Consider the following 17,040-nt stretch of genomic DNA (forward strand, 5'->3'; position numbering starts at 1 on the left):
AACTAGGCGAGCCTACTCCCATGAGAATGGGAAAAGCCTCACTGGTCAAGCAGTTGGACGACCATCAGAGACGAGTCGGTGACATTCTCCGATGGGCTTTGCCGGTATTCAGCAGATTATCTGTACCGCCCGAGGTAGCTGAAGAGCTGATGGCGCGCCGGATGGAACTATCCCGCCTGCTCATGGAGTACGCGCTGTTCAAGCACCGCGAGATCTTCGAGCCTGTCATAGCTGGTGGCGGGAAGCGTGGCGCAGAGGCAATGCGCTTGAAGTTGGCGTGCATCGAGGCCGGCAAGGCGTATCGCGATTACACACGAGGCCGTGACAAAGCTCATCCTCTTACCAATTGGGATACCTACCGATCAGCGGCTTCAGCCATGGCCGCAGCGATCCGCCAGCACCTCGTTGATGAGCGGGCCGGCGTTCGCAGACTCCTTGGCTGCAAGACGTCCATCACACCCGGTGTCATCGAGAACGAACCTGCGGCCACGGACACCGAATGGAAGTACATCTAGGCGTCTCTCGCTCGGACGGCGTTACGTGGCCTTATGCCTGTTCGCTGGCTTCGGGTCAGCGGCAACCGTCACCGCTAGGTTCACGTCATCCTCAGTAGGTTGGCCAAGCGGCGCCACGATGTGCTTACCGTCCATCTTCACGTCGAGAGTGCCATTTACGCCAGCCTCGTCGAGAGCAGAGGCGATCGATGCAGAGATGTCTTTGATGTCGGCCATGTAAAGCGCTCCCGTGCGGTCGCACTGTTGCTAGCGCCCTTCAGCGCATAGCACAGTCGATCACGAAGGTGCCCAACCATCTTGCGCTCGGGGCCGTATTAGCGTGGAAAGATGACGACGAGCCGGTTTTACGGCTCAACGAGCTATTTTCGCCGACGCCTGTGCCGTACTACGATCGAGCTTTTCCCGTCGCCCTTGCCCGCTCAAGAGACTCGCCTTGCTCTGCCAGCTGCTCCCATTTCTTGGCAGCAGCCTCGCAGCGCTCTTTTACCGAGATAAGAGGTTCTGCGGCAGCCGCGCGACGCATGTCAGCCGCACGTTCACGGTACAAGGTAGGGTGCTCAGCCAACTCTATATCCTCTTTGCATCCGCAACGCTTGGATCGAGAGCTGGCATTGCAGACTGATAATCCGCAAGCTCAAACACGATAATGTAAATTAACTTTGAGCATGCCAAGGGACAGCGTCAGAAGCGGTGCTCCTGCGCCTATACCGGGGATGCGGAAGCGCACCAAGCGCCACATCGTCTTTCCCCTCAGCTGCTCAGGCAGCGTCCCTTTGCAGAGTGTTCCCGGTCTGTACATCAACAGGACGCACTCGCCAAGCCTCTACTGTCATGGTCAGCGAACCTCCGAAGTGGACGACTGCCGAGGTGCCACGCCCCTCAAGAATGTGTCCCACCATGCCAGCCAGCGCAGGCACGTCATCGACCATGACCTGCTCACCACGCGCAAGGGCCTTGCTCTCCTGCCTGAGCGCCTTTCGCTTGGCCCGCTCGGTGCCCAACCGCTCAGCTCGCGCGCGGCGCTCAGCCTTGCGGCGATCCTCGTCGCGTTCGGCCGCAATGGCTGCCAGTGCTTCGGCCTCTGCGGCGCGCAGCCCTTCGACCTGCCCATCGCCCACGAGGGGCACACGGCCACCCAACTGCAGCACGGTGAAGCCCGGGTGCGGGCTGAATGGCATGGCGCTGATGCGCAGCAGCTCGCCACGCTGAGGAGCGCGGGCGAACACGAAGCCGGGGATGATCGGCGCGTCCACCTCGATCATCACCTTGCGCTGGCCGAGCGCCAGACGGCGCCGGTTGCCGGGCGCCTCGCGCTTTACCGTGCGCTTGGGCGTCCACACCTCAAGCCGTGCGCCGGCCAGTGAGGCGGCGAGAGCCAGCGTCTTGCTCGCCGAGGTACACAGAATGCACCAGCGGGTCGCATCCCTTGCCTCATCTGCCCTGTTGCTGCCCACCATCACCCTGATCCCTGACCGCTTATCTGTATAGAACAATACAAGAACATCGCCAATATGCGAATTTGTCGATGCGCGTGTTTGTTAATGGTCCGGCAAGCGGAGCCGTGCGATCAACTGTCTATGAAGCCGACCTTTTCGATCAAGGTGGATCCCACAAAGGACTTCGTGCACATCACGATGGGCGGCTTCTTTCAGCCCGATGATATTTCGCAATTTGCGGTTGAGGTTCGAAAGGCTCAGCGACTGCTGAATTGCGGACCCAATCAGCACGTGACGCTGGTCGACATTCAGGCGATGCACATTCAATCGCAAGATAGCGTGGACGTTTTCGCCCGACTGTTGTCGAACCCCAGCGTCGCGGCGAGAAAAATAGCTTTCGTCGTCACGCAGTCGCTGGCCCGGCTGCAGATCAAGCGAGCTGCCACCGGGCGCGACGCAGGATTCTTCACTGAGGATTACCCGGCCGCAGAGCAGTGGCTGTTTGAGGCACCATCGGAGGGTTAACCGCGGCAACTGCGGGTGGCACCCACTGCGCCATGATGTCGCCCTTGCAGTTCCAGCAGGGCAGGGTTGCCGGCGGCTTTGGGTCGCGGTGCTCGTCGCGGGCTCCGCAATTGCAATGATAAAAGGTGCGGCCTTCATGCCAGGGCACCTCATGCTGCCGCAGCCTGCGGTTCGTCGTCGTAGCCGAGGGCTGCGTCGATCTGCTCCTGGGTGATGAACCCGGCGGCCAAACCCATGCTGCGGAACTCGGGCTTCAGCGCGCGGATCTGATAGGCCGACAGAGGCCGGGCATCGTCAGCCACCTCGCGCCGGCCTGTGCGCAGGATTGCTCGCGCGCGGCGAATGGCGGTCTCCTCGGGGCTCACCCACTTGGCCATGCGCTCCTTCAGCTGGTGGACGGTCGGCATCCAGTCGAGCTCGTCGAGGCAGCGGCGGCATGCATAAGCGAGGGCCCGCTCGTCGCAGCCGGCGAGCATTGTCAGGTAGGTAGCCAGCTTCAGCTTACCGGATACCGAGTCCGTCGCCTGGCTCGGCAGCGCCGCGGATAGGCCGCCCAGAGACTGACGGACGCACCGCTCATCGGCAGGCTGGGCCACTGCGATCGCGGAAGCGACGGGCTCGATCAACGCGATGTCGCGCGCGCTGAACACGGCGCCTGGCTCAAAGGCCCGCGCCAGCACGGTCATGACGCTCGGCGTCAATGATGGCATCGAGCATGCCATTGCCTCTGCGTCGTTTGTGATCAGATCGGTTGCCATTTCGGGTCTCGTGCTTTGGTCGTGGATCGAAAATTGCGCCCCAGCCGCGCTCGGCGGCGTGCTGAACGATCCGGCCAGGTGGCCACTCGCCGTCGGAGAACTTGGCCAAGTCCCGGAGCAGACCGGCTTGGGCAGTGGCGGTGTTCGTCAGCCGCTTGGACTTCCGGTTCGCCATCAGGTCGGACCAGTGCTCGGGATCGACACCCTCGGGGCAGGGCCAACCGGTAGCCCGAGCTTTACGCGTACGTGCGTCGGACCCTTCCGGGTGGGGGAGTGGGTGTGGGGTTAGTTTGGGGGTTTGGGGGAAAGGAAGGGGAGAGGGCGAGGGGGCGGGATCGTCACGCTCCTGTCCCGTGACCTCGGCGTGACTGTCACGTGACATGTCACGCTCACGCTCACGGTCACGCTGCCGCTGCTTGCGAGCGCGTGCGGCAGCGCGCGGGGCATCAGCCGCCGCTTGCGCACGCTCGATCGCTTCGACTGCGATGGCGATCGCCTCAGCTGATGCACCGGCTGCCGCAAGATCACGAATGAGCGCTGCGATGCTCATTTCCTGTAAACCTTAGGGCCGCTTAGTCTCTGCTCCTCACCGGCTGCGATGCCGGCTTTATCGGGAGAGGTGCCATGGCATTCTACGTCGCTATGTCCGGCTTTATCGCCGCCAACCTGACGTTGATTGGTGTTGAGATCCGAAGCGGCCGCCGTGCGGTCGAGGCGCGCTGGAGCAAGCCGCGAGGTTGAGGCGTGAGTAACCCCCTCAACGTCAAGGCTCGGGTCTTCCGCATCTTGCCCGTCAGCGACGAACCGTTGACAGATGCCGCTGCGACACTCCGCGACTGCTTGGATGCCGTCGTCGACATGCGCACGGATGAACGGAGTCGGTGCTATATCGACCTCGCCTCGGGCGAGCGGATTATGCCGCTGGATCTCGAGCGCTACGCCGCCGCTATTGAGTGGGCTGGGCATTCTGCACCATTGAATTAGCGCTGCCGTTCGCCTCCTTGCGGAGCCTGAGGGCGTGCTCGGCCAGCTGAGTTGCTCGCGCATCGAGCGCGTCCGCCGCCGAGCGCAGGTCATCGTCAGAAACGCCGCGTTCGGCGCCCGTCTTCGCCCGCAGGCTCCGCTCTCCGATGCCCAGCGCCTCTGCCAGTGCCTTGGCGCTACCGAGTAGGGCACCGGCCTTCATCAGGGCGGCCATGCGGGGCATCGCGATCAGGTGCGTTGAGTGAGCCTCTTTAGCGGCTCGCATAATCGACCGGCGTCGTGCCGCCTCGGTCGCGTCGCGTTGGCGGCGGTCAGCGGCGCGCCCACGGATCGCCGCGTCGAGCTCAGCCGGGTCGCAGGTCCGCTTGAGGAGCGCTGCATCCATCACTGGTGCGCACCGGTGGTGTCGCTGACTGCCAGCGCCTTGCGCAGCGTGGCAGGATCCGCCGACGGCAGCGGCGCGAGCATATCGCCTTCCATCCAGATCTGAACATCCTCAAGGTCGAAGATCTCGACCGAGCGCCGCTCAAGCTCAGAGGAGAGGCGACGCATGGCGATTTCAGCCGTTGAACCGTCGGCGCGCATGCTGTGGCTCTTGCGCTGCGCGATATAGCCGCCGGTGCCGGTACCGTCTGAGATTGCCGTAGCGATCACCAGGCCGTCGAGCTTCAGCTCCCAGAGGCCGCGCTGCGCCTTCTCCCAGGTGACCACCAGCGGCTGCGGCGAGGTCATGTAATCCGAGAAGCTGATGCCCCAGTCGCGGGCATAGTCGCGCACCTCGCAGCGATCGCGGCGCGTCAGCGCCGCGGCCTCGTCGAGCGTCTTGCCCTCCTTGGAGAGGTTGAGCAGGTAGCAGGCGATCATCGCCTTTTCGGCGGGCACGCCAGCTTCGGCAGCCACCTGCGCGTACAGGCGTCCTTCATTGTGCATGGGAACCTCCATTGCGGATGAGAATCGCGCGCACCCGCTCGACGGGCACGGCGTAGGAGCGGGAGAGGCTGGTCGCATCGAAGGGTCCAGCGCTGCCGCGGATGTGCGCTGCCAACACGCCCTCACGCGCAAGCGCCTCTTGAGCCGCTTTTCCGGCTCGGGTTGGCCGGGCGCTCACGAGATGCGCTCGCCAGTGAGGTGCTCGATCAGGAAGTGAGCGGCGAAGTACATTTCCTCGCCTGCCTTCACCGTCTTCTCGATTGGGCCGCCGTCCTTGTTCCAGGCGCGCGACGCCTTCCGAAAATCGGCAATCAGGCGCCGGCGTTCGACATCGGCGCACATCAGAGCATCCCCGAGGCGACGCCGCCGAGCGTGAAGCTGTGATCCGCCTTGCGGAGGTCCAGCTTGGCCACCAGCTTGCCCCCGTTGCGGACCCACTCCAGTTGCCGCTCGAACGGCGAGAGACCGGCCAGCCGCTGCTTTTCAGCCGCCACGGCCGCGCGCGCCGCCCGGGCGATCTCCTCGGCGATCATCTGCTTGCGCTCCGGCAGCCGGTACCCGGCATCCTTGAGCACCTTGTTCAGCGGCCAGTGTTCCTCGGGGCACCAGGCGAGGTGAGCGCGCCGGCAGTTGATAGCCGCCTTCGCTCGAGCCTCAGGCGTCGTCGTGTGGTGGATGTTCGCCGCGCCGACCGTGCGGCCCATTTCGCGGAACTTCGCCGCCATGACCGGGTCGGCCATGCGAGCAACCGCCCCGCGCTTGGCGCCCGCCTGGTGGCTGGCGCGGTAGGCGTCCGTGTTCATGGCAACCTTGAGCTTCGCAACGCGCCGCGCCTGAAATGCCGGGTTGGCGTTCTGACGGACCAGCGCACACGAGCGGCATCGGCCGGTTTTCGAATGCGTGGTGATCGGCGCAGGACAATCGGAACACGTGCGGGTCATCGCGCTTGGGCTCCAAGCTGGCGTTTGATGAGCTGCCACAGGCGATCTGCCGTCGATTGGGGCAGGCGCATGCGGTAGGCGGCTTCGATGATCGTGGGGCAGCCCTCGGCCATGTGGTCGGCGAGCCAATCCATCTGTCGCAGGGTGGCAGGGGCGATGACGCCGCGTTTCACCGCCGGCGCTCCCACTTCGCTCGGCACGGGGTGCAGCGGAGCATGCCGCCGCACATGCGGACCATCACGTCATCGTCGACACAGGCGTCGCAGCTGCCGAGAACAAGGTCGGGGACTTGGGCCGCCGCGCGCGCCGCGGCGATCGCGCGCTCGTTGTGCGCCTCGGTGAATGCCTGGGCTTCGTCGATGTGGTCCATCACGCGGCGGTCCGCGCAGCGAGCGTAAAAATCCGGCCGCGCTCACGCGTTCTCCCCAGAAGCGGATCGCGGCCGGAAGTCTCAATTCCGCCTGCAGCGGAAGAGAGGGAGCGCCCAATTGCTGACTCGGGCGGCGGCGTTGTTACAGAATGTAACCGGCGATGCGAGCCGCGATTAGCGCGCGCAAAACAGCCAGTCGCGGCCTGGGAGGGGAGGGGCGCGCGACCGGCAGTGTTGCACACACCAGGCTGAATGGGACCGGAGTAATCCTCAGCCAGTGCGGTAGCTGTACCGCGAGGTTCTTGATTATTGGTAAAGGCGACGTGCTTCGCAGGCGTCAGCCGGATTTGGCGGCTGTGCTGCACAAAAAAGACGGCCGCGCCGCGGTAGCTCCCCAAGAGCGGGGCGCGGCCGGAAGGTGCCCCCTCCATGCAAGAAGGGAGTTTGGGTGCCCCAAAAGGAATAAGGGGCGCCGCGCCATTGGCAGAACCTTCAGCGGCATGCGAGCCAATTGTTAGCGCGCACATCGATCCTGTCGCAGAACCAGCTTTAGCTGGCCCCGCGCTATTGTTGACGTCCATGATGCTTACTCCTGGCGGGGCGCGCCCGCTGGTTTAGTCCTCAGGCTGCTCGGCCGGCGCGCGATAGCGGGAAGACCGTCTCGATGATCAGGTCGGCCGCGTCGGTGACGCCGGGAAGCTCGGTGTGGTCGAAACGATTGTCGCTGGCGGCCGCGGCGATCACGGCCAGGCCGCGCGCCACATCGCCCACAACGGCGCAGGGCTGCATGCCTTCCGCCTCGTCGAGCGGCGCACCTTGGTAACCTGCCGCGGCAAGGTAGACGTTCATCGCCCACTTCCCGAGGGTCACGCAGATGCTCAGCGCTGCCGAGGCGCTCGGCTCGCGGCTGTCGATGCGGTAGCCCTTGATCGTCCGCGCGTTGACGCCCGAGAGGCTTTCCAGCTTCTCGTCGGTCCAGCCGCGGCGCTGGGCGGTGCGAAGAATGTCCTGAAAGTCGTTACGGACCCGATCAGGTCCGATGATTGCGCCATCAGCCGACGACGAAGGGCCGTTCATGCTGCATCTCCATGGTCATGGACAGCAGCACACTCGCTACCGCCGATAGAGGCATCAGATTGACCGTCGCTCGGGCGATCGTTGCAGAGGCACACCACCAGGGCAGGAGCCATGGCGAGCACGCCAAGCACGAATCCGACCAGGAGACCGGGGATCTGGTTGGTCATGCCGCGACCTGCTCGGCAGCGCCGACCCAAGCCTGCATCGGCACTGCACCAGCCGTTTCGGCTTCGATTGCCGCCGCGATATCCAGTGTCGGACGCAGCACGCCGCGGCGCAGCTTGCTGACCATGCTGCGATCGCGTTTGATGCGCACGGCGAAATCGGCATCGCCGATGCCCGCCTTCTTCATGTAAGTGTCGAGCGGCGTGATCATGACTGCAGTATGTGCATCTGGTGCACAGCCGTCAAGCGCTATGTGTGCAGGATATGCGCACGACGAATTTAGCCAGATTGTGCATGATAGGCACATGGACGTGGACTGGCTCAAGGCCCGCAAGAAGGACCGAGGCGTAACAGACGCGGCGCTCGCCGAAGCGCTGGGCGTTGAGCGCTCCGTGGCCAACAAGGTGGCCAACGGCAAGGTCACCATGAACGCCCGCCGAGCTGACGCCGTCGGCCAGCTGCTGGGCGTCACTCGTGACGAGGTGTTGTTCCGCGCCGGCCTGTCGGACGAGCAGCCGGCCGCGGCGCGCGCGCCTGCGACGCCGTCGGCGCGGGATGACGACGACACCGCCGAGATCATCGCGCTCGACCTTTCACTGTCGATGGGGCCGGGCACCTTCATAGAGGATTTCGTCGACGGCGAGCCGGTGAGGATCAGCCTCGGGTTTATTCAGGCCATCACCCGCACGCCCACCGATCGGCTGCGGCTGGTGAAGGGCATCGGCGATAGCATGGAGCCTACCCTGCGCACCGGCGACCAGGTTCTTGTCGACATCAACGAGCGCCAACTCTCCCGGATCAACGGCATCTACTGGATCGATTATCTGGGGATGCACGGGATCAAGCGGCTTCGAGCCGCCGGGCAGGAGAAGCTGCACATCGGGTCTGATAACCCTTTAGTACCAGACTTTGAGGTAGATGCTGCCGACGTCCGGATCGAAGGTAGGGTGATCTGGTTCGCTAGGGAGCTGTAATGCTGGAGCCAGGTTTGTTGGACGAGGATGAATTGATCCTCACCCTAGATCTCAAACCTGGTGAACATGCAGACGCGCTCATAGCGGCGGAAGCTTTGATCGCTTGGGTTGGTGCTGTCCGAGCAGCCAACTTAGCCATGGACCCCGGGAGTGACGTCTCGGTCGATCTGATCGGGATGGAAGTCGGCAGCCTGAGGATTCGCGCTGGGCTTCGCTTCATCGAAGATAAAATAATAGGCCCGCCTGCCGATGCTTTGGCGGAATTCCCCCGCATCAAAAAGCTGGTAGTTGCCACCGTGTTGGGTACGCCCGCGGGAATCGCTGCTGCATGGGTGGGGGCGCTCACCCTTCCCGACGCCACGGTCAAGCTGAGCCCTGCTGGTCGAGAGCGTCTGCACCACGAGCAAGTTCGCGTGCAGGAAGTACCAGCGGTCAGAACTAGCGTTCAGAAATTCTATAAGACCGTCTCTCGTGATCCGAGCGTCATCGGCATCAGTATCAAGGAGGGCGACGACAGCGATGCCCTAGTGACCGTCCCGCACAGTCAGTTCGCAGAACGCAGCGGTATGTGGGCTGTGCAGGAGCAAGCCAACCACGAGCGACTTAGGAAAGAGGTTTGGGATGTGGTGGTCACCCATCCGGCCATGAAGTCAGCGCCGATGAGTTGGAAATTTGAGCGCGACGGACTGACGTTCTCGGCGAGAATGGCGGATGACTCATTCCTTGAGGCTATACGCGAGGGCACCATCCCGATTACCATCCAAGAGGGTGTCGAGATGCGCGTTGAGATCGAGTGGGCAGAGCAGCTCGAGGGGCAGATCTGGGAGCCTCAAGCTCGAACTCGCAAGATCACTCGAGTGCTATCGCCGAGACCGCAGCGAACCTCTGTGCGTCGCCCGCTTACGCTGGACTAGCAAAACAGCGGCGCCAATAATGGTCACAGCGCCGCCGATCAGCGTTCCCGCCAGCACGTGCCTCGTCGTCCAAGCCGCCACACCAGTCGCGATCGCGGCCGCAGGCAACGCGACGCCAGGGTCACGCAATAGCGTAAAGAGGCGACCTAAAATCGGCATTAGCGGCACACGGATGGCCAATGGCAGATAACGCGAGACGTTCAAAGGCGATGATTGATGAAAACCTTGAGCCTAGCGATTGTGGGAACGCAGTTCCCGAACAAGAAGGGACCGACCCGCCGCTTCGAGCTTGAGCTGCTCAAGCCAGGCGAGCCGATCGAGTTGCGTCCCGAGCCCAAGAACCCCGCCGACGAGAACGCGATCGCGGTCTACTCCTGCCGTGGCGTCCAGCTGGGCTATGTCGCATCCGTGCGCGCGGTGCTGCTGATCGGGCAGTTCAAAGCCGGCGCGACGGTGCGCGCCGTGTTTCAGGGCTTCTCTCCCGCCGGGCCGTGGATCCGCGTCACCTTGGATGGCAGCGAGCCAATCGTCGATCTTACCAACACCTCTCGCTTCACCGCGCCGCGGCATCCTGTTGTGCAGGAGGCACCGGACGGCGACGGGTTCTGGCCGGATCCGATCTACGAAGAATAATGTGCAGAAAATGCACATTGTTGCTTGACGTAGCTGTGCACGCAATGCACATTCCTCCTCATCAGCCTTAGCGCCGCGCCGTGCGGCCGCAGACGGTGATGAGGAGTTCCGACCTTGTCCAACAACGATGTAGTCGCTGTGACGCAAGAGGCGATCCGTCGCCTTGCCGGTGCAACCGGCAGCTGCTCGATGAGCATGCAGCATGTGAATGGGCGCGAGCTGTGGACCGTGCATGCGCACGTCAACGGGGCGTCGATCCAAGGGCAGGGGGCGGACCTTGCCGCGGCGCTGGCCGACCTGCGCACCGTGCGCCTGGCGCGCTGCGCTCAGCTGCTGTTCGCGGCCTGAGCCATGCGCGGCCAGTTCATCCCTCGCTCGGCTTTTCGGACCCGGCGTCCCGAGCGTGCCGGTCGCCCAGCGTGGAAGTGCGCCGAGGAGTTCAAGCGCTGGCTGCGGAAGCTGCCGTGCGCGGGCTGCATGCACGTCTGGTCAGATGCCAACCCCATCATCGCCGCGCATGTCGACCATGCGGGGCAGGGGACGCGGGACGCCAAGGGCACCGGCACCAAGGCGGCCGACCGCCATTGCATCCCGCTCTGCAACGAGTGCCATCGGCGCCAGCATAACCACGGTTGGCCGCGGTTCGAGCAGTCGCTGCCGGGCAAGGACGCGCCGGCGCTCGCCGCGCGCTACTGGCAGGAGTGGCGCGGCCGCCTCGCCTGGGAACGTGATCTCGCCGCCTCGGGTGAGGTGGCATGATGGCTCACTTCATCAGCGTCACCAAGTATGCCGTGAATCGCTGGATGCAGCGGGTGGACCCTCGCGCCGACTATGAGCGCGCCGAGGCGGAGATCCGCTCGCATGCTCGCGCGGTCTGCATCGCTGCGGACTTCGGCTGCAAGGTCGTCAAGCTGGCAACCGGTGACCGCCTCGTCATCGATGGGCGCAGCGTCGTGACCGTTCTCGCGCGGCACCAGGGGCCGAATGGCGGCTGGTCGGAGACGGTGGCGTGACCGCGGCTCCGATCATCGACCCCGACCTCGAGCAGGCGCTTGAGGATCTGCAGTGGCCCGTGCGCCGCATCCGGCAGATCGAAGACCAGCTGCTCGATCCCGATAGCGTCGCCCGGTACCCGCAGCTCACCAGCATGCTTCACGAGCGTGGCGAGCTGCGCGATCGGCTCAAGCTGAAGGCAGACCAGCTCAACCTCGACCCGTGGGCGCTCATGCTGCTCGTCGTCGAGGCCGAGAAGGCGCGCAGCAAAGCTCGCGGTCGCCGGCCGGTGTCGCTCGACAAGCTGCTCAACGTCGTTCGCATCGTCGGTGAATATGCTGGCCGCGAGCGCGCCGAGCTCAACGCCGATCTCGTCGCCGTCCAGCACCTCGCCAGCGTGGCCGCCAAGCGCGCCACGGCCGCGGCGCGCGCCGTCGATTATCTCGAGGCGAGTCGGTCATGAACAACCAGGATCCCAACAAGGAACCGGTAGGCCGGCAGCCGCTGACGATGCTCTACTCGCCGTCGAAGGCGGGCACCTACTACTGGTGGGGTAGCCTTATCGGTGCGGAGCAGGGGCCGCTGGGCTGGGTCGGAGGCGAGCGCTTCACCGACGAGCAGCAGCGCGAGCTGATCCGGCTTGGCCGCGACATTGCGACCGCGCCGTCGATGCTGGTGAAGCGCCAGGCGCTCAAGATCGAGATCTACCGCGGCGACATGGACATGCCCGAGGTGTTCGCTTTCGAGTGCCCGCTGCTCGGCGTCACCCGCGCCGACGGCCGGGTGAAGGTCATCGCGCCCAACGGCGCCCACAAATACGTCCTGTCCGACGGCTGGGTCTCCTACCCATACCGGAAGCCGCAGGCGTTCTCTCTCAAGGAGCAACGATAATGGTGGCTCACCTCGAGTATGCCATCGGCGTACTGTGCCTGGGCGGCGTCGCAGCCGTGGCAGGTTACACGATAATTGATACGGTAGCGAATTACTGGGACGCGATGGTGGCCGCGATGTGCGGCCACCCCATTCCTTCCTCAGTAGGCGCTAGTGAAACCGCGCATCAGGTATCCGCGCATCGCGAGAGCAGCACCCGCTGCGAACGAGATACCAACCCATCCCATCACGACTTCAGTGACCATTTCAGCTCCTCTACACCGGCGCTCATTCGGTCGCCTGGCGAGGTCAGCAATGGGGCCGAAGCGGGCGGACGAACAAGCCTGCGGCGCTGTCCTATTACCCGGACAAATTCGATATCAGTGATCGATAACTCAGCCGGTCATATTGCCGAGGTGGCGGCATGATTGCTCGTCTGTTTGCCTGGGTGCGCGGCGATCGCCACCAGCACCACGCCAGCGCGCTCGAGGGGCCAGGCCCCGGTGATCGCACCGGCCCGTGCGACCACTGCGGCAAGATGGTGCGCGAGTGATCGCCTGGCTGCCCGCCGTGCTGTTCGGGGTGGCCCTGATCGGCTGCGGCTACGGAACGGTGATGATCCGCCGCGACCGGGCCCAGCGCGCCGCCGGCCGCTACTTCGACGAACCGGTAGACCTGTCCGCTCTCGATGCCCGCTGGGACCGGCTTGTCCAGTTCTTCCGCCGCCGGCCTGCTCCTCCCTTCAACACCGTTGATCGGGAGCTTGGAGCGTGACGGGGCGGTCGATAAAAGCGGAGGTTCGCAATCCGATCCTTTTGCTGCCCGCGGCGTCGGCAGTACAGGCGTTGCCGAAGGACGCGCGCGGCGCTCTCCGAGCGGTTATGCTCGACCTGCGAAACGATGCTCGCGCCCGAGCCGACAAGAGCTGGCGCACCCACAAGGCACCCATGGCAGTCTATTGGAAGGCGGTCGGCGTCTATGCGAACCACATCGCCCGCGCCTTGGCCGATCCAGCCGCATGACAAAGACACACACCACGAATGGTCAGCTCAAAGCGGGGACCCTGCGCCGGCTCCGGCGGCGATGGCAGAGGGACGGCTCCCGGCCCGTCCCCTGCCGTGCTCAGTGGATCGGCTTAGCGCCGGCAGCGCTGCACTTCGCAAACTTGCCTTTGGCGTCCTTGCACCTTGTCGCAGCTGCGGGCTTCGCCGCGGCGCACTTGATGAATTTGCCGTGCGCGTCGCGGCAGGGAGCTGCCATGGCGGGGGCCGTAAACAGCGCGGCAACGGTTAGGGCCGTGAAAGCAAGCTTTGTCATCACATCCTCCTCCGATCAGCGGGAAGCTGATTCGGTGAAAGAAAGCTCGCACGCATGATCGTTACCGCGCCACCCTTCATCTGCCAGGTTGTTAAAGTACATGATGGCGACGGGCCACTCTGGTGCGCTTCAGGCGAGAGGATCCGCGTGGCTGGCATTCAGGCGCCGGATTTTACCAGCGCCGAGCCATGCCGTCGCCCGGCCGCGCGCCGGGCGAGTTATACCTGCGACGACCGCGCCGCCGCGCAGGCCCAACGAATTGTCTCTGCCCTGGTCCTCGGAAAGCGGCTCACATGTCAGCCGATGGGCAAGAGCTATCAGCGCGTGGTTGCGCGCTGCACCTTGGCGGACGGCCGCAGCCTGTCCTGTGCCGCGATCGCCGCCGGCGCCGCCGTGCGCTGGGATCGGTACTGGCGCCAATATCATATGGGAGAATGTCGATGACCAGCATCGCGGATCTCGCGCGCCACTGGGCGCGGCAGACTGACAAGGGGAAGGGGATCCGGATCGAGGCGGATGCCCTCGACGTGCTCAACGCGATTGGCGTGGGCGAACTGATCTTGATGAAGGCCGCCGAGGCCCAGAGGGAAGCATGCAGCAGCAGGATCAAGGGCTCTACGCGCGGGGGAAATACCGTCTCGCCTATGACCGACGACGAGACGGATCACTTCGAAGCCCGTTCATCCAGATCCTCTGGTATGACGCCGACGCAGGACGTAACCGCAGCCGCAGCACGGGCACAGAGGACGTCCAACAGGCGGAGGACGAACTAGACCGCCTCTATCTGCAGCGTGAGCGCGGCCAGGCCGTCTGCCACGCCTGCGGTCAGCTTCTCCGCGCCGGTGCCCGCCACCTGCTCACCACCGCCGTTGCCGACTATCTCGTCGCCCGCGAGGCGCGGTCCAGCTACAGCTCGATCAAGCCGCGGCTCGCCCACGTCACCGACTATCTTGCCGACACCGATCGCCTAGCGACCGCGTGCGAGGATGTCGACGAGGATTGGATCGATGCCTTCCGCGAGTGGGCGATGGAGGTGCCGATCCGCTCGGCCAGCGGCGCCGAGCGCGAGCGCACCCCGGGGACAGTCGAGGCCAGCGTGCGGCAGCTCGCCGCGGTGGTGAACTTCGCCCATGGGCGGAAGGACACGCTCTATCCGGCCGCGTTCGCCGCCAAGCCGCCGTCGGAGGTGAGCCGGACGCCGGGCTATCGCGCGGACGTGAAGACGATTGCGGCCATGTTCCGCTATTGCGTGGAACCGGAGGCCAAGCCGGGAGACACCGAGAAGGCCGCCGCCCGCCGCCGCCGGGAGCGCGCGCAGCTGCACCGCTTCCTGCAGATCAGCGTGGCGACGTGGAGCCGGCCGGATGCTGCGCACGACGTTTCGACCGATCGGAAACGCGATCAGTGGCACAGCAACGCGCGCGCGCTGAACCTGAACCCCCGCGGGCGGCCGCAGACGAAGAAGTACCGGCCCATCGTTCCGATCGCGCGCCAGGTCGCGCCGCTGCTCGACGCCAACGGCAGCCGCTTCTGGGTGTCCGTCGATTCGGTGCGAAAGGCCTTCGAAGCCATGCAGGCCAGCCTGAGCCTGCCCGGCGATGGCGAGGGCGGTCTCAAGCTCATCCGACGATCTATGGCGCACCTTGCCCGACAGAAGCTCGGCGAGCGCGACTGGATCGAGGGGCAGATCATGCTGGGTCACCGCCGGCCGTCCACATCCGACACCTATGCCCCCTTCGACACCGGCTATCTCGGCCGCGCGCTCGAGGTCACCGAGGAAATCATCGATGCGATTGAGAAGCTTGCCCCCGGAGCGTTTGCGAACCCCGCCCATGCCGACTAAAGGCACTCCGGTGTCGCTCCGGTGTCTTAGCCCAATGTTCACTCCGTGTTCTGGGCTTGTTCCGGCAGGGATGCACTCAACCTCGTGCACAAAACGGCTGAATTCCTACAATCCTCTTCCCTCCGAAGGCAGAGGCCACTGGTTCGAATCCAGTCGGGTGCACCATTTTTCCGCATCGCCATGCTACGCCTCACCGAACTGACGCTGCCGCTCCATCACCCGGACGAGGCTCTGCCCGCTGCCATTTGCAAGCGGCTGCGGATCACGCCGCGCGAGCTGGTCAAGCATGTGATCGCGCGCCGGGCGCACGATGCCCGCGACAAGACCAACATCCAATTAGTCTATTCGGTCGACGTCAACGTCAAGAACGAGGAGGCGGTGCTCACCCGCTTCCGCAAGGACCGCAACGTCGGGCGTACACCCGATACCCGCTATCGCCCTGTAGCCCAGGCGAGCGGCGCGGCGCTGCGCCCGGTGGTGATCGGCGCGGGGCCGTGCGGCCTGTTCGCCGGGTTGATCCTCGCGCAAATGGGCTATCGGCCGATCATCCTCGATCGCGGCAAGGTGGTGCGCGAGCGGACCAAGGACACCTGGGGGTTGTGGCGGCGCAGCGTGCTCAACCCCGAATCGAACGTCCAGTTCGGCGAGGGCGGGGCAGGGACCTTCTCCGACGGCAAGCTCTACAGCCGGATCAAGGACAATCGTTTTCTCGACCGCAAGGTGCTGACCGAATTCGTCAAGGCCGGCGCGCCGCCGGAAATCCTCACCGAGGCGCACCCACATATCGGCACCTTCCGGCTGGTGACGATGGTCGAGAGCATGCGCGCGACGATCGAGGCGCTCGGCGGCGAGTATCGCTTCGAGCAGCGGGTGGACGGGCTCGACATCGATACCGCCGCCGATGGCGGGCGACGGATCCGCGGTCTTCACCTTCACACCGGCGACTATCTCGAAGCCGACCGCGTCGTGCTCGCGATCGGCCATAGCGCCCGCGACACCTTCGAGATGCTCCATGCGGCCGGCGTTCATGCCGAGGCCAAGCCGTTCTCGCTCGGCGTACGGATCGAGCATCCGCAATCCTGGATCGATCGCGCGCGGTTCGGCGCCGATGCGGGCAACGACATCCTCGGCGCCGCGGAATATCATATCTCGCATCACTGTTCGAACGGCCGCACCGTCTACAGCTTCTGCATGTGCCCGGGCGGCACGGTGGTGGCAGCGACCTCGGAGGAGGGCCGCGTCGCCACTAACGGCATGAGCCAATATTCGCGCAATGAGCGCAACGCCAACTCAGGGCTGGTGGTCGCGATCGATCCCGAGCGCGACTATCCGGGTGACCCGCTCGGCGGCATCGCGCTGCAGCGGCATTGGGAATCGCTGGCGTTCGTGGCCGGCGGCTCGAGCTACAAGGCGCCGGCGCAGCGGCTCGGCGACTTCCTTGCGGGGCGACCCTCGACGAGCCTCGGCACGGTGGTGCCGTCATACCGGCCAGGGGTGACGCCGACCGATCTCGCGCAATGCCTGCCCGATTTTGCGGTCGCGGCGATGCGCGAGGCGCTGCCGGTGTTCGGCCGCCAGATCCCGGGCTACGACCATCCGGACGTGGTGATGACCGGCGTCGAGACCCGCACCTCCTCGCCGGTGCGCTTCACCCGCGGCGACAACCTCCAGAGCCTCAACACCACAGGGCTGTTTCCGGCGGGCGAGGGGGCAGGCTATGCCGGCGGCATCCTGTCCGCGGCGGTGGACGGGATCAAGGTCGCCGAGGCGCTGGCGCTGAGCCTCGGCGCGTGAG

General features: G+C 64.9%; 31 protein-coding genes. 17 read left to right on the forward strand and 14 right to left on the reverse strand.

Annotated features, from left to right (window positions below; translation table 11 throughout):
- Positions 1-20: 20 nt before the first annotated feature.
- The gene (locus AC07M8_RS00465) at positions 21-515 is read left to right on the forward strand and encodes a hypothetical protein (RefSeq protein ID WP_495172504.1); all 495 of its coding nucleotides are present in this window, start codon (positions 21-23) and stop codon (positions 513-515) included.
- Between the two features lie 21 nt (positions 516-536).
- Here AC07M8_RS00465 and AC07M8_RS00470 read toward each other — a convergent pair whose 3' ends face one another.
- Together AC07M8_RS00470 and AC07M8_RS00475 are read right to left on the reverse strand one after the other, a co-directional pair.
- Positions 537-731, reverse strand: a complete 195-nt coding sequence (locus AC07M8_RS00470) for a hypothetical protein (RefSeq protein WP_495172505.1) — start codon at positions 729-731, stop codon at positions 537-539.
- A 542-nt stretch (positions 732-1,273) separates the two neighbouring features.
- The gene (locus AC07M8_RS00475; RefSeq protein WP_495172506.1) at positions 1,274-1,972 is read right to left on the reverse strand and encodes a hypothetical protein; all 699 of its coding nucleotides are present in this window, start codon (positions 1,970-1,972) and stop codon (positions 1,274-1,276) included.
- Positions 1,973-2,092: 120 nt separating this feature from the next.
- Between AC07M8_RS00475 and AC07M8_RS00480 the strand changes: the two genes are divergently transcribed.
- Complete coding sequence (locus tag AC07M8_RS00480; protein WP_495172507.1) at positions 2,093-2,476, forward strand: hypothetical protein; 384 nt, start codon at positions 2,093-2,095, stop codon at positions 2,474-2,476.
- A gap of 149 nt (positions 2,477-2,625) precedes the next feature.
- Here AC07M8_RS00480 and AC07M8_RS00485 read toward each other — a convergent pair whose 3' ends face one another.
- The 11 genes from AC07M8_RS00485 to AC07M8_RS00535 all read right to left on the reverse strand — a co-directional run bounded on the left by AC07M8_RS00485 (position 2,626) and on the right by AC07M8_RS00535 (position 7,912).
- Positions 2,626-3,162: a hypothetical protein gene (locus AC07M8_RS00485; protein ID WP_495172508.1), complete on the reverse strand. Its 537-nt coding sequence runs from the start codon at positions 3,160-3,162 to the stop codon at positions 2,626-2,628.
- Positions 3,137-3,784 carry a phage replication initiator YdaU family protein gene (locus AC07M8_RS00490; RefSeq protein ID WP_495172509.1) on the reverse strand — a complete coding sequence of 216 codons (648 nt, stop codon included), beginning with the start codon at positions 3,782-3,784 and terminating at the stop codon, positions 3,137-3,139. The genes AC07M8_RS00485 and AC07M8_RS00490 overlap by 26 nt, the downstream gene beginning before the upstream one ends.
- 396 nt (positions 3,785-4,180) lie before the next feature.
- On the reverse strand, positions 4,181-4,603 hold the full coding sequence (locus AC07M8_RS00495; RefSeq protein WP_495172510.1) for a hypothetical protein: 423 nt from the start codon (positions 4,601-4,603) through the stop codon (positions 4,181-4,183).
- Positions 4,603-5,148 (reverse strand): hypothetical protein, encoded by a 546-nt coding sequence (locus tag AC07M8_RS00500; protein ID WP_495172511.1) that lies wholly within the window; start codon positions 5,146-5,148, stop codon positions 4,603-4,605. Before AC07M8_RS00500 ends, AC07M8_RS00495 begins: the two co-directional genes overlap by 1 nt.
- 174 nt (positions 5,149-5,322) lie before the next feature.
- Positions 5,323-5,490 (reverse strand): hypothetical protein, encoded by a 168-nt coding sequence (locus AC07M8_RS00505; protein ID WP_495172512.1) that lies wholly within the window; start codon positions 5,488-5,490, stop codon positions 5,323-5,325.
- On the reverse strand, positions 5,490-6,089 hold the full coding sequence (locus tag AC07M8_RS00510) for a hypothetical protein (protein ID WP_495172513.1): 600 nt from the start codon (positions 6,087-6,089) through the stop codon (positions 5,490-5,492). The genes AC07M8_RS00505 and AC07M8_RS00510 overlap by 1 nt, the downstream gene beginning before the upstream one ends.
- Positions 6,086-6,262, reverse strand: coding sequence for a hypothetical protein (locus AC07M8_RS00515; RefSeq protein WP_495172514.1), 177 nt, complete (start codon positions 6,260-6,262; stop codon positions 6,086-6,088). The genes AC07M8_RS00510 and AC07M8_RS00515 overlap by 4 nt, the downstream gene beginning before the upstream one ends.
- Complete coding sequence (locus AC07M8_RS00520; RefSeq protein WP_495172515.1) at positions 6,259-6,459, reverse strand: hypothetical protein; 201 nt, start codon at positions 6,457-6,459, stop codon at positions 6,259-6,261. Before AC07M8_RS00520 ends, AC07M8_RS00515 begins: the two co-directional genes overlap by 4 nt.
- Positions 6,460-7,080: 621 nt before the next feature.
- Positions 7,081-7,536, reverse strand: coding sequence for a hypothetical protein (locus AC07M8_RS00525; protein ID WP_495172516.1), 456 nt, complete (start codon positions 7,534-7,536; stop codon positions 7,081-7,083).
- On the reverse strand, positions 7,533-7,703 hold the full coding sequence (locus AC07M8_RS00530; protein ID WP_495172517.1) for a hypothetical protein: 171 nt from the start codon (positions 7,701-7,703) through the stop codon (positions 7,533-7,535). The genes AC07M8_RS00525 and AC07M8_RS00530 overlap by 4 nt, the downstream gene beginning before the upstream one ends.
- The gene (locus AC07M8_RS00535; RefSeq protein ID WP_495172518.1) at positions 7,700-7,912 is read right to left on the reverse strand and encodes a hypothetical protein; all 213 of its coding nucleotides are present in this window, start codon (positions 7,910-7,912) and stop codon (positions 7,700-7,702) included. Before AC07M8_RS00535 ends, AC07M8_RS00530 begins: the two co-directional genes overlap by 4 nt.
- Before the next feature lie 94 nt (positions 7,913-8,006).
- Between AC07M8_RS00535 and AC07M8_RS00540 the strand changes: the two genes are divergently transcribed.
- The 12 genes from AC07M8_RS00540 (at position 8,007) to AC07M8_RS00595 (ending at position 13,107) form a co-directional block, all read left to right on the forward strand.
- Positions 8,007-8,675, forward strand: a complete 669-nt coding sequence (locus AC07M8_RS00540; RefSeq protein WP_495172519.1) for a LexA family transcriptional regulator — start codon at positions 8,007-8,009, stop codon at positions 8,673-8,675.
- The gene (locus tag AC07M8_RS00545; protein ID WP_495172520.1) at positions 8,675-9,589 is read left to right on the forward strand and encodes a hypothetical protein; all 915 of its coding nucleotides are present in this window, start codon (positions 8,675-8,677) and stop codon (positions 9,587-9,589) included. The genes AC07M8_RS00540 and AC07M8_RS00545 overlap by 1 nt, the downstream gene beginning before the upstream one ends.
- 216 nt (positions 9,590-9,805) lie before the next feature.
- Positions 9,806-10,222 carry an HIRAN domain-containing protein gene (locus AC07M8_RS00550; protein WP_495172521.1) on the forward strand — a complete coding sequence of 139 codons (417 nt, stop codon included), beginning with the start codon at positions 9,806-9,808 and terminating at the stop codon, positions 10,220-10,222.
- Positions 10,223-10,336: 114 nt separating this feature from the next.
- On the forward strand, positions 10,337-10,570 hold the full coding sequence (locus AC07M8_RS00555; RefSeq protein ID WP_495172522.1) for a hypothetical protein: 234 nt from the start codon (positions 10,337-10,339) through the stop codon (positions 10,568-10,570).
- Positions 10,571-10,573: 3 nt separating this feature from the next.
- A complete protein-coding gene (locus AC07M8_RS00560) occupies positions 10,574-10,981 on the forward strand; it encodes a DUF968 domain-containing protein (protein ID WP_495172523.1) in 408 nt (135 codons plus the stop codon).
- Positions 10,981-11,235 carry a hypothetical protein gene (locus AC07M8_RS00565; protein ID WP_495172524.1) on the forward strand — a complete coding sequence of 85 codons (255 nt, stop codon included), beginning with the start codon at positions 10,981-10,983 and terminating at the stop codon, positions 11,233-11,235. The genes AC07M8_RS00560 and AC07M8_RS00565 overlap by 1 nt, the downstream gene beginning before the upstream one ends.
- A complete protein-coding gene (locus AC07M8_RS00570) occupies positions 11,232-11,678 on the forward strand; it encodes a hypothetical protein (protein WP_495172525.1) in 447 nt (148 codons plus the stop codon). The genes AC07M8_RS00565 and AC07M8_RS00570 overlap by 4 nt, the downstream gene beginning before the upstream one ends.
- Positions 11,675-12,106 (forward strand): hypothetical protein, encoded by a 432-nt coding sequence (locus AC07M8_RS00575; RefSeq protein WP_495172526.1) that lies wholly within the window; start codon positions 11,675-11,677, stop codon positions 12,104-12,106. The genes AC07M8_RS00570 and AC07M8_RS00575 overlap by 4 nt, the downstream gene beginning before the upstream one ends.
- Entirely contained in the window at positions 12,106-12,513 is a 408-nt protein-coding gene (locus AC07M8_RS00580) for a hypothetical protein (RefSeq protein ID WP_495172527.1), read from the forward strand. Before AC07M8_RS00575 ends, AC07M8_RS00580 begins: the two co-directional genes overlap by 1 nt.
- Positions 12,510-12,638, forward strand: coding sequence for a hypothetical protein (locus AC07M8_RS00585; RefSeq protein ID WP_495172528.1), 129 nt, complete (start codon positions 12,510-12,512; stop codon positions 12,636-12,638). The genes AC07M8_RS00580 and AC07M8_RS00585 overlap by 4 nt, the downstream gene beginning before the upstream one ends.
- Entirely contained in the window at positions 12,635-12,859 is a 225-nt protein-coding gene (locus AC07M8_RS00590; RefSeq protein ID WP_495172529.1) for a hypothetical protein, read from the forward strand. Before AC07M8_RS00585 ends, AC07M8_RS00590 begins: the two co-directional genes overlap by 4 nt.
- A gap of 107 nt (positions 12,860-12,966) precedes the next feature.
- Positions 12,967-13,107 carry a hypothetical protein gene (locus AC07M8_RS00595; RefSeq protein ID WP_495172530.1) on the forward strand — a complete coding sequence of 47 codons (141 nt, stop codon included), beginning with the start codon at positions 12,967-12,969 and terminating at the stop codon, positions 13,105-13,107.
- Positions 13,108-13,207: 100 nt separating this feature from the next.
- On the opposite strand, the gene AC07M8_RS00600 is transcribed toward AC07M8_RS00595, so the two are convergent.
- Positions 13,208-13,402 (reverse strand): hypothetical protein, encoded by a 195-nt coding sequence (locus AC07M8_RS00600; protein ID WP_495172531.1) that lies wholly within the window; start codon positions 13,400-13,402, stop codon positions 13,208-13,210.
- 54 nt (positions 13,403-13,456) lie between these two features.
- Here AC07M8_RS00600 and AC07M8_RS00605 point away from each other — a divergent pair, with 54 nt between their 5' ends.
- The 3 genes from AC07M8_RS00605 (at position 13,457) to AC07M8_RS00615 (ending at position 17,039) form a co-directional block, all read left to right on the forward strand.
- Positions 13,457-13,846, forward strand: coding sequence for a thermonuclease family protein (locus tag AC07M8_RS00605; protein WP_495172532.1), 390 nt, complete (start codon positions 13,457-13,459; stop codon positions 13,844-13,846).
- A 148-nt stretch (positions 13,847-13,994) separates the two neighbouring features.
- The gene (locus AC07M8_RS00610) at positions 13,995-15,245 is read left to right on the forward strand and encodes a hypothetical protein (protein WP_495172533.1); all 1,251 of its coding nucleotides are present in this window, start codon (positions 13,995-13,997) and stop codon (positions 15,243-15,245) included.
- Between the two features lie 180 nt (positions 15,246-15,425).
- Positions 15,426-17,039 carry an NAD(P)/FAD-dependent oxidoreductase gene (locus AC07M8_RS00615; protein ID WP_495172534.1) on the forward strand — a complete coding sequence of 538 codons (1,614 nt, stop codon included), beginning with the start codon at positions 15,426-15,428 and terminating at the stop codon, positions 17,037-17,039.
- Position 17,040 lies beyond the last annotated feature (1 nt).

This window comes from Sphingomonas sp. GW821-FHT09E03, from assembly GCF_059416225.1.